Raw genomic sequence first — 10,893 nt, 5'->3', positions numbered from 1 at the left:
TTACTTATCAACTTATAGCCGTTGGAGTTAATCCACAAACTGCAGAAGTTGATGCTTGTCGCATGGAACATGCAGTCAGTGATGAAAGTTTTCAAAAACTGAAAGAGCATGCGATGAGAGGGATTGCTGCACAAAAAATTGACAATACATTTGATAATTTTCCTGTGAAGAAATAGAAAGTGTTGCTTTTTTAAAATAGAAATATGAAAGACACAAAATACAAAATATTAGCATATTTTGACAATCAATCATATCAAAAACTATTCAATGAGGTAAACTCAGATTATGCAGAAAATCTACAAATTTTATTGCATAATTTGAGTTTATTTTCTTATGATGTACTTATAATAGGAGTGATCCTTTATAAAGAGAACATAAGTAATATTATATCTGCTATTAGAAAGATAACGCAGATACCAATTATTATTTTGACGGATACTTCTTCTTTATTGTGTATGTCATGGAAAAAAGAATTAATATACGCTGGTGCAGACTGTGTAATGGATATAAATAGCACTACAGAAGAAGTAGATCTGCAGATTTTTTCATTGGCACGACGAAATAATAAACAAAAAATAACTCAAGAGCAATCCGAAACGATGATTGATAAGGGAAAACTTGTAATGGATCATAAGAAACATAAAGTATTTTGGAATGATGTAGCGTTACATTTAACACGACAAGAATATAATTTTTTATACTTATTAGCAGCGACACCGATGAGAGTATACACGTTTGAACAGATTTACCAGCTTGTCTGGAAAGATTATCCTGTTGGTGATATTAAAAATATCATCTGGTGTCTGGTAAAGCGACTGAGAAAAAAGCTGAATGTTGTTGAAGATGGTGCTGGGAATTGTATCGTCAGTGTCAGGGATATAGGTTACAAATTTGAATTGAATAAAGAAAACGAACAACAGTAAGGCGAATGATCTGTAAAAAGATTGTTCGTCTTATTTTATTTATTCTGGAAAGAAGGTGATAAAAACTGACCGTCAATTGACAGTTTTCTGACCGTTAGTTGACAGGTGCATCCGATACACTGTGCCTTTGTAAAGATATGATTACAAAGGAGATCCGTGTTTGCAGGGAGACAGCAGAAATGCCGGACATTCCTGTAGACAGGAAGAACGGACCAGAGCACCGCCATACTCTGATTTGATTTCGCAAAAATTCAGATCGGAGGAAAACATAAGTGGCTTACAATAAAGCAAAAGAAGAATATAGATGGAACCAGTGGAAAGCAGAGGAAGAGAAGATCCTGCGTGAACAGGGCGTGGATGAAGAGACGATCCAGAAGCTCCGGGAGTATGACTGGAACGATTTTAACGCAGAGCGGAGATTCCGGGAACACCAGACCTCGCTTCTGGACTGTATGGAACTGCTCCTGGAAGAAAAAGAAACCAAAGAGTCCCAGCCGGAGAGCGTAGAAGCCCTGCTGGATACCGAAGAATATACAGAGGCGTACTATTAAGACAGCCCCTCCGTCTGCGAAGATCAGCATTCAGCCAGAGCAGAAGCTCCGGGTGGCCAGTTCCAACGCCCTGACAGCCCGGATGCAGAAGCAGATGGAACGAAGGGCAGCGAAGCAGGCGGCGAAGAAAGCCGCCTTGCAGACTTCCGATGGAGTCCGCCGGATACAGAAAACGGCAAGGGCAGGGCAGAACACCTTCAAGGCAGCCAAAGCCGCCGTGGAAGCGGCAGCGAAAACCGTGCAGTCCATGATGGCTGCACTGGGAGCCGCCGGAGCAGCTATCGTTCTTTTATTGGTTATCATGGTCGGAATCATTGGCGGTGCGGCATTCTCTGGAAGCTCAGAGAGCAACGAAGCACTCAGCCAGGAAGTACTTTCCTATACGGCAACCATCCAGAAATACGCCAACCAGTATGGAATCCCCGAATACGTTTCCGTGATACAGGCAATCATGATGCAGGAATCTGGCGGCCGGGGGACCGATCCCATGCAGAGCAGTGAGTGCCCATACAACACCAGGTACTCCAACAGTCCCAATGCCATCCAGGACGCAGATTACTCCATACAGGTAGGAATCCAGTATTATGCAGACTGCCTGAAGGAAGCCGGATGCACCAGTCCGCAGGATATGGATAAGCTGAAACTGTCCCTGCAAGGATATAACTACGGCAACGGATACATAACGTGGGCGATACGGAAGTATGGGGGCTACAGTGCAGAAAACGCTTTGCAGTTTTCCAATGAACAGGCGGCTTCACATGGCTGGAGTGCCTATGGGGATCCAGAATATGTCCCTCACGTCCTGCGGTATTATTCTAGCGGCGGATTGTTTGCCGGCCTGTTTGGAGGCAACGGCCAGATTGTATCCGTGGCACTTACCCAGCTTGGAAATGAAGGTGGCCAGAAGTTCTGGTCGTGGTATGGATTTGACAGCCATGTAGCATGGTGTGCCTGCTTTGCCAGCTGGTGTGGAGATCAGGCAGGATTAATCAAAAACGGTAAGATGCCGAAGTTCTCTCTGTGTGATGACGGAATCGCATGGTTTCAGAACAAGGGAAAATGGAAGAGCCGAGGATACTCGCCAGAGCCCGGAACCCTAATCTTTTTTGACTGGAACGGAGATGGAACCTCAGACCATGTAGGAATCGTGGAGAAAACCGAGGGCAGTACCGTATACACCGTAGAGGGAAACTCCAGTGATGCCGTGAACCAGAGAAGCTACGATATCAATAACGGAACGATCATGGGATATGGTATACTTTGAAAATTAAAATAGAATATAAGTTATAACCTATGAAAAGAAATTTGATATGTGTAAGTTGACTTTTTTATTTGATTGAAATTTTAATTTTATATGAAATGAAAAGAACCAGTGAGAGAATCGTTAAATTTCACTCACTGGCTCAATTCGTTTCAAATTTCTCGGACAATTCTGTCAGTTCTTTCACCGTTTCCTGGGTGTGATGCAGAAAGGTGTCACGCATTTCTGACGGACAGCTGGAATAAAGCATTTTCATCTGATTGATACCTTTATCCTCCAGAGAAATATCTGGATTTATAAGCGTATCTAAAGAGATGTGCAAGACTTTTGCCAATGCTCTCAAAATCAAATAGGAAGGATTCATTTTTCCTTTTTCGATATTGGCGATTTGCTTTACAGAAACATGGCTCAGATCAGAAAGTTCTTGTTGTGTCAGTTCTTTATTCTTTCGGGCTTCCCGCATTTTCTGCCCTAAAGCAGTTAAATCATCAATCGGCATAATTGTTCACCTCAATAATATTGTATCGTTCCGGTTTATGCAAAGGAATAACCTTATTGTACCGATGAAAAGGTGCGATTATACCTATTTTGCCGTTGGAGTAATACTACAATTTGAAGCGGAGATTTTGGATAGTCGATAAACAGTTTATATATCTATTTCAAGGTGTGTCAAGAAAGAGAAAAGTAGCCTCTTGACAAATAAATCTTCTCTGCTATAATAAAAACAACGTTTTTGATACGATGTTTTTAAAACGAAGTTTTAATAAGAAAGGAGGATGAGCGATGGCGAGCAGGGTTGAAGGATTTGACGAGAAAATTCTTGCCTGTGCGAAAGAAGAATTTTTAGAAAAAGGCTATACGGACGCTTCGATACGGACGATTGCTCAAAATGCCGGTGTCAGTACCAGCACGATATATACGCGGTATTCAGATAAAGAGGGACTGTTCCGCTTTCTTGTGGAACCGGCGGCTAACGGCTTAAAAGAGCTATTACGGCAATCATTAAGTGGCTTTTCTTCTTTGACGGAGCGCGAGCAGAATGAAAAATTTATGGAATACTCAGATCGTGGTTTTGAAGCCGTGATTGCATATATCTATGAGTATTTTTCTGAATTTAAGCTGCTGATTACCGGAGCGCCGGGAAACTACTATCAGGAATTTTTAGAAGGGCTGGTACAACTGGATACGGACTGTATAAAGAAATTCTTGATTCAAGTGGGAAGTAAAGCCCTGGCGGAAGGACGAGTTACAGATGGATTCTTACACGTTGTTTCCAGTGCTTTTTATTCTGGTATATTTGAAGTAGTCATTCACGATATGCCGATGGAGGAAGCAAAAAATTATATCAATGAGCTGCGCACTTTTTATGGGAATGGCTGGAAAGAATATTACCGAAAATAGGAAAGAAGGTGCAAAGGAAATGCAAAAAACAGAAGAATTTTGTGTGGACGAAAGCGGATGGATACACTGTCCTTTTTGTAAATGCAGAACGCGGACAAAGATACGCGCAGACACTTTGTTGAAGAACTTTCCCATATTTTGTCCGAAATGCAAACAGGAATGTTTGATAGATGTTGACAATATGAAAATACGATTATCAGTAGTGCCAGACGCAAAGACGCAGAGCCGATAATTTGTTTGTGTAAATCACATGACAGATTATCGGCTTATTCTTTTGAATAAGAGTTAGCAAAATCTAACTAAAGGAGGGATTTATATGGATCAGTCGCAAGGCGGAAATCCATTTGGCAGACTTATTGAGTTTGCCAGGCCGCATAAGACTGGCTACATCATTTCTGTTGTTCTTGCTGTGCTGGGAGTTGCCTTTGGCATCGTCCCCTATTTTGCAACAGCCAGAATGACGATTGAGTTACTCTCCGGGAATCGGGATTTATCATTTTACATGGTGTGGTGTCTGATTTCCGGCGGCTGCTTTGTCCTAAAAGCAATATTGATGGGAATTTCCACGAGGGCATCCCATGAAGCGACCTTTGAAGTGCTGTCCGAGGCAAGGCGGAAAATTGCCTCAAAACTTACCAGAGTGCCTATGGGCTATATTCTCAATACTCCGTCCGGGCAACTAAAAAATGGCATGGTGGAACGAATTGAACAGTTAGAGGTTCCCCTTGCTCATGTAATCCCGGAAATGACTTCAAATCTTCTCGTACCAATCGCAATCATCGTTTATTTGTTCGTTCTGGACTGGCGAATGGCGTTAGTATCGCTGATTACCATTCCTGTTGGAATGATGTGCTACATGGGAATGATGAAGGAATATCCCAAGAAGTATGGGGAAGTTGTAAAAGCTGGAAATCACATGAGCGCAACAACGGTAGAATACATCGGCGGCATTGAAGTCATTAAGGCGTTTAATCAGGCAGATAATTCCTATCAGAAATTTACAGATGCCGTCCATGCAAACGCAGACCTGATTTTAGACTGGATGAAAGATACACAAAAATATTCGGCGATTATGATGAGTGTATGGCCCGCGGCGTTGATTAGCGTACTTCCCGTCGGGTGCCTGTTTTACATGAATGGTTCCCTGTCAGCCGCAACCTTTATTACGGTAACTGTCCTGTCGTTGGGAATTGCAGGCCCGCTTGTAGCCGCAATGTTCTTTACCGATGATATTGCAAAAATAGGCACCGTAATGGGTGAGATTGACGGTATATTAAACCAGCCGGAGCTTGTCCGGCCGGAGAGGAAATGTGATTTACAGAACCTTGATATTGCTCTGGAAAATGTCCATTTTGCATACGAGGAAAAAGAGGTCTTGAAAGGAATTGATCTGACAATTCCGCAGGGAAAAATTACAGCTTTTGTAGGGCCATCCGGCAGCGGAAAATCAACGATTGCAAAATTGATTGCGTCCTTTTGGGATGTGACCGGGGGACTGATTACGATTGGCGGTAAAAGCGTAAAAGAAATTTCTAACGACCAACTGAACGATTTGATTTCCTATGTATCGCAGGACAATTATCTATTTAACGATACGGTGCGTAACAATATCCGTATGGGCAAGCCGGAGGCAAGCGATTCCGAAGTGGAACAGATTGCAAAGGCTTCCGGCTGTCATGAGTTTATTATGAATCTTGAGCATGGATATGAAACCGTGGTTGGCGGTGCCGGAGGGCACTTGTCTGGTGGAGAACGCCAGAGGATTGCGATTGCCAGAGCCATGCTGAAAAACGCCCCGATTGTGATTCTTGATGAAGCAACTTCCTATACTGACCCGGAAAACGAAGCGGTAATACAGGAGGCCATCAGCCGACTGACAAAGGGCAAAACATTGATTGTAATTGCTCACCGCTTGTCAACAATAACAGATTCCGACCAGATCGTTGTTGTGAAGGATGGGACAATTCAGGCAAAGGGAACGCACGAGGAATTGTTAAAAGAGTGCAGTCTTTACCATACGATGTGGACAGCGCACATGGATGCAAAGGAGGTGAAAACTGTATGATACGTTCATTTCGGAAATTCTTTGAATTTGCGGGCCGCCAGAGCCGGAATTGGTATTTGGGACTCTTTTATGAAATCATACGCTGTATTTTAGAAGCTCTGCAATTTGCTGCTCTTCTGGTAGTTTTGGATGGATTAGTTCGTGACAATATTACTACACAGACCGCTCTGCTTGCCTTTGGTATTATGCTAGTCAGTGTGATCGGCACCATTATTTTTTGGTATTTGGCGCATGGCAAAGAAGGCGAAGGCAGCTACCGAATGTGTGAGGACAAGAGGATTCAAATTGGCAACCGCATGAAATATATGCCGATGGGCTATTTCAACAGCCATAGTCTGGGCAATCTCACATCCGTTTCAACAGCGACCATGAGTGACCTTGAAAGTATGTCCTTTGCTATCATCGTGCGGACTTTGGTGGGAGTAATCCACGCCAGTATTTTTTCTATTGCCATGTGCTACTTTAGCTGGAAGATTAGTTTGATCTTTTGGGTTGGCGTGATTTTGTTCATGGTAATCAACACAATGCTCCTGCGCTGCTCCAAAAGATTATCTCCCATACGGTTAGAGGCACAGACGGAGTTCATGGACGCCGTACTGGAATACATACAGGGAATGGGTGTTGTGCGGGCGTTCCACATGGCAAAGCAGTCAAATACCACGCTGGAAAAATCCATTGCCGAAACGCAGAAGAAAAACCAGCTTATTGAAAGGCAGCGGATTCCCTATATAGCCGCTGAGCAGGTTGTCCTTCGGATTGCCAGTGCCGCCGCTGCTTTCTGCTCTATCGCACTTTTTGTAAACGGTACGCTGGAATTAACATATTGTCTGATAATCCTAGTATCGGCGTTCATGGTATATAGCCAGTTGGAAAGCGCGGGAGAAATGTTCTTTATGCTTTCAATGATCGATGCTTCTATTGATCGTGTGGAGGAAATCAACCAAAGTCCTCAGATTGACATTGATGGCAAAGAGCAGACCCCAGACCGGCTGGATATTGAAATGCAGGATGTGAGTTTTTCTTACGGGGATAAAAAAGTGATCGACCATGTATCGCTCACAATTCCACAAGGAACCACAACGGCGATTGTCGGTCCGTCGGGTTCTGGAAAAACAACACTGGTAAATCTAATCGCGCGCTTTTGGGATGTTGACAGCGGAAGTGTCCGTATCGGTGGCATTGATGTTAAAGATTACAAGCTGGACAGCCTGATGAAAAATATCAGCATGGTATTTCAGAATGTGTATCTGTTCCCGGACACGATTGAGAACAATATTAAATTTGGTTCCCCTAACGCTACCCATGAAGATGTGGTGAAGGCAGCAAAGGCGGCAAGGTGCCATGACTTCATTTCAGCATTGCAGGAGGGCTACCAGACGGTAATCGGAGAAAGCGGTGCGACCATTTCCGGCGGCGAAAAGCAGAGGATTTCTATTGCAAGAGCGATTATGAAAGATGCGCCCATCATTATTCTTGATGAGGCCACAGCAAATGTCGATCCCGAAAATGAAGCAGAGCTTCAGAAAGCGATTGAAGCGCTGACACAGGGGAAAACAATTATTATGATCGCCCATCGGTTGAAAACCGTAAAAAATGCGGATCAAATCATCGTTATCGACCGTGGTAAAATCTCTCAGCAAGGTACGCATGATGAGCTTATCAAGCAAGCAGGTATTTATGCGGATTTTGTTGGCATGAGAGAAAAAGCTATCGGTTGGAAAATCAAGGCAGACAGCCTTGCATAAAAGAAAGGAGTTCCTACAATGGACAAGAAAAAATTGAACGCAAAAGACTTTATCAACATTGGTATCTTTACTGTCATCTACTTTGTGATGTTCTTTATCACGGGTATGCTGGGTTACATCCCTATCTTTGCAGTTATCATTCCAATGGTGTTGGGAATACTGGGCGGCATCCCGTTCATGCTGTTTCTGACAAAGACAGGGAAATTCGGCGCGGCTACTATTATGGGTACGTTGGTCAGTGTCCTCTGCTTTCTGATGGGACAAAGCTGGATTTCAATTCCGTTTGGAATCGTATTAGGTTTCCTGGCTGATTTGATCTTCAAGGCTGGCGAATATAAAAGCTGGAAACATACTGTGCTGGGATATTGCGTGTTTACCGAATGGGTAATCGGCTCCATGCTGCCTATGTGGATTATGAGAGATACCTTTTTTGAGGCTTATAGAAGCAAGGGAGGTACGGATGAATACATCAATGCCGTTATGGGCCTTACCGCTAACTGGATGCTACCGGTAGTTATTGTTTTAGGCATCGTCGGCGGAGTGATCGGCGCTTATTTAGGCAAGGCAATTTTGAAGAAGCATTTTGTAAAGGCGGGCATTGTTTAATGAAACCAGAATTATTACTGTCGGTTGATTCTAAGCAGAGCTTTTGGATTGATCCGAGAACAAAGCTGTATATGTTAGTAATATTCAGCATTGTAATGATTGATGGAAAAACGGACGGTATTAGTTTCTGGTTAAAGCCGATTTTGGCATTGATACCTTTTTTCCTCCTGCTTTCGGGCAGGAGGAAAAAGATTGCTATCATTTATTTAATTGTTTTTATTGTTTCGTGGACGGTAAATGTGTTTCTTGTTCCGTATATGGGATTAATAGGAACAATTATAATATCGCTGTTGGCTCAATTTGGGACAAGATGGTTTCCAAGCGCCATGATGGGCTATTATCTTCTCTCGACTACAAAGGTTAGTGAATTTGTCCTTGCCATGCAGCGTATGCATATACCAGAAGCATTCATTATCCCGTTTTCTGTTATGTTCCGGTTCTTCCCTACAATTTCCGAAGAAGCGGGATCTATTGGAAACGCTATGCGTATGAGAGGAATCACGGGGAAAAATTTTTTCAAGAATCCACAAGCAGTATTAGAATATCGAATTGTCCCTCTTATGATGTCTGTAGTAACAATAGGGAATGACCTGTCTGCGGCAGCTTTGACAAGAGGGTTAGGAAACGGAAAAAAGCGTACAAGCATTTGTAAGATCGGTTTCCATTGGAAAGATTTTGCGCTTATGATTATTGTTACTGCTGCCCTGTTGGTGTTCCTGCTTTTTTAGGAGGGCTGAAATGATAGAGTTTAAGGATGTAGCCTTTCAATATGAGCAAGGCAGTTCAAAAGGAAAAATCGAAAATATAAATTTGACTATCCATGACGGAGAGGTTGTTTTGATCTGCGGAGAATCCGGCTGCGGAAAGACTACACTCACACGTTTAATAAATGGGCTTATCCCGCATTATTACGAAGGAACGCTTACCGGGCAGACGATTGTGGAAGGGATAGATGTAAAAAATGTATCCCTTTATGCTTTGTCTGGTGTGGTTGGTTCTGTTTTTCAAAATCCAAGGACACAATTTTTTACAGTGGATACTACCAGTGAAATTGCATTTGGATGTGAGAATTTGGCAATCGACGCAGACGAAATCAATTTGCGGATAGAAAAAACGGTAGGCGCGTTAAAAATCGAAGATTTACTGAATAGGAGTTTATTTGCACTGTCCGGTGGCGAAAAACAGAAAATTGCCTGTGCGTCCGTTTCCGCAATGGAACCGGATATATTTGTACTGGACGAGCCATCTTCCAATTTGGATATTAAATCAATCAGAGAATTAAAAGATGTATTGCGGAAATGGAAAGCACAGGGGAAAACGATTGTGATTGCGGAACATCGCCTGTATTACCTGATGGATATTGCAGATCGCGTTCTATATATGCAGGGCGGGCAAATAAAAGAAAACCTTTCCATCTCCGACTTCAAAAAGAAATCTACAGGCGAATTGCACGCGCTGGGTCTTAGAACTTTACAGTCTGAAGATTTTAGTAAAATGCAGAGCACAGTGTGTGCGACAAAGCAGCTATATATCAGGGACTTTGAAGTTTCTTATAAAAATGCTTCCGGAGGTAAGACGAAAAAGCGGAAGGTGCTGGATATATCAGATTTGATGATTCCGCAAGGTTCGGTGGTTGGAGTAGTCGGCAACAATGGAGCCGGGAAAACGACTTTTGCTAACAATTTATGCGGATTGCTCAAAAACGCAAAAGGCTGTATGAGCATGAATGGAAAAACTTATATGGCAAATCAGAGAATTAAGACCTGCTATATGGTTATGCAGGACGTAAACCACCAACTTTTTACGGAAAGTGTAATGGATGAAATCTTGCTTAGTCTGGATAATTCAGATGAAGAAAAAGCGACGCATGAGGCAGAAAGTATTATGGAAAGTCTGCACATTTCAGAATTTAGAGACGCCCATCCTATGTCGTTGTCCGGCGGACAGAAACAGAGGGTAGCGATTGCCAGCGCGATTGCGTCTGATAAACAGGTTATTGTTTTTGACGAGCCTACAAGCGGATTAGATTATCGGCACATGAAAAAAGTGGCAGAGAATTTGCGGGAATTGAGTTCGTTGGGGAAAACCTTGTTTATTGTTACTCATGACCCGGAGCTGATTGCGGAGTGCTGCAATTACTTTGTCTTTATAGAAAACGGAAAAGTGCTATGGAGTGATGGATGGAACAGAATAAGCCGGGAACGGTTGCAAAAGTTCTTTGCCTTTGAGGATGACTAAAGATGAAGATTCATGCATCTGGGGAGGACTATCTGGAAGCTGTATTGGTACTTCAAAAGAAGCTCGGTATGGTGCGTTCCGTGGATGTTGCCCGGTACATGGA

11 protein-coding genes and 2 pseudogenes are annotated in these 10,893 nt (G+C 42.9%); 12 read left to right on the top strand and 1 reads right to left on the bottom strand.

Annotated features, from left to right (window positions below; all coding sequences use genetic code 11):
• Window positions 1–14 precede the first annotated feature (14 nt).
• From NE638_RS17065 to NE638_RS17050, 4 genes and pseudogenes are all read left to right on the top strand, one after another.
• Window positions 15–176, top strand: a complete 162-nt coding sequence (locus NE638_RS17065) for an iron dependent repressor, metal binding and dimerization domain protein (protein ID WP_442863827.1) — start codon at window positions 15–17, stop codon at window positions 174–176.
• Between the two features lie 27 nt (window positions 177–203).
• The gene (locus tag NE638_RS17060) at window positions 204–923 is read left to right on the top strand and encodes a winged helix-turn-helix transcriptional regulator (protein ID WP_173746796.1); all 720 of its coding nucleotides are present in this window, start codon (window positions 204–206) and stop codon (window positions 921–923) included.
• Window positions 924–1,195: 272 nt separating this feature from the next.
• Window positions 1,196–1,474, top strand: coding sequence for a hypothetical protein (locus tag NE638_RS18490; protein WP_330386432.1), 279 nt, complete (start codon window positions 1,196–1,198; stop codon window positions 1,472–1,474).
• Window positions 1,449–2,738 (top strand): annotated as a pseudogene (locus NE638_RS17050) (lysozyme family protein); the annotation flags it as partial. The gene NE638_RS18490 and the pseudogene NE638_RS17050, both read left to right, overlap by 26 nt.
• Window positions 2,739–2,877: 139 nt before the next feature.
• Here NE638_RS17050 and NE638_RS17045 read toward each other — a convergent pair.
• A complete protein-coding gene (locus NE638_RS17045; RefSeq protein ID WP_158433959.1) occupies window positions 2,878–3,234 on the bottom strand; it encodes a helix-turn-helix domain-containing protein in 357 nt (118 codons plus the stop codon).
• A gap of 284 nt (window positions 3,235–3,518) precedes the next feature.
• Here NE638_RS17045 and NE638_RS17040 point away from each other — a divergent pair, with 284 nt between their 5' ends.
• The 8 genes and pseudogenes from NE638_RS17040 to NE638_RS17005 all read left to right on the top strand — a co-directional run.
• Window positions 3,519–4,136: a TetR/AcrR family transcriptional regulator gene (locus tag NE638_RS17040; RefSeq protein ID WP_158433960.1), complete on the top strand. Its 618-nt coding sequence runs from the start codon at window positions 3,519–3,521 to the stop codon at window positions 4,134–4,136.
• Window positions 4,084–4,368 carry a cysteine-rich KTR domain-containing protein gene (locus NE638_RS17035; protein WP_420314211.1) on the top strand — a complete coding sequence of 95 codons (285 nt, stop codon included), beginning with the start codon at window positions 4,084–4,086 and terminating at the stop codon, window positions 4,366–4,368. Before NE638_RS17040 ends, NE638_RS17035 begins: the two co-directional genes overlap by 53 nt.
• An 84-nt stretch (window positions 4,369–4,452) precedes the next feature.
• On the top strand, window positions 4,453–6,201 hold the full coding sequence (locus NE638_RS17030; RefSeq protein ID WP_173746794.1) for an ABC transporter ATP-binding protein: 1,749 nt from the start codon (window positions 4,453–4,455) through the stop codon (window positions 6,199–6,201).
• Window positions 6,198–7,946, top strand: a complete 1,749-nt coding sequence (locus NE638_RS17025; RefSeq protein WP_173746792.1) for an ABC transporter ATP-binding protein — start codon at window positions 6,198–6,200, stop codon at window positions 7,944–7,946. Before NE638_RS17030 ends, NE638_RS17025 begins: the two co-directional genes overlap by 4 nt.
• Before the next feature lie 18 nt (window positions 7,947–7,964).
• Window positions 7,965–8,552, top strand: coding sequence for an MptD family putative ECF transporter S component (locus tag NE638_RS17020; RefSeq protein ID WP_021632160.1), 588 nt, complete (start codon window positions 7,965–7,967; stop codon window positions 8,550–8,552).
• The gene (locus NE638_RS17015) at window positions 8,552–9,280 is read left to right on the top strand and encodes an energy-coupling factor transporter transmembrane component T (RefSeq protein WP_055155784.1); all 729 of its coding nucleotides are present in this window, start codon (window positions 8,552–8,554) and stop codon (window positions 9,278–9,280) included. The genes NE638_RS17020 and NE638_RS17015 overlap by 1 nt, the downstream gene beginning before the upstream one ends.
• Window positions 9,281–9,290: 10 nt before the next feature.
• Window positions 9,291–10,790, top strand: coding sequence for an ABC transporter ATP-binding protein (locus NE638_RS17010; RefSeq protein WP_173746790.1), 1,500 nt, complete (start codon window positions 9,291–9,293; stop codon window positions 10,788–10,790).
• 2 nt (window positions 10,791–10,792) lie between these two features.
• A pseudogene (locus NE638_RS17005) lies at window positions 10,793–10,893 on the top strand (metal-dependent transcriptional regulator); the annotation flags it as partial.

Origin of the sequence: Blautia sp. MSK.18.38, assembly GCF_024460535.1 — a bacterium.
Lineage (GTDB): Bacteria > Bacillota > Clostridia > Lachnospirales > Lachnospiraceae > Blautia_A > Blautia_A fusiformis.
This window is presented reverse-complemented; position numbering and strand designations above follow the sequence as displayed.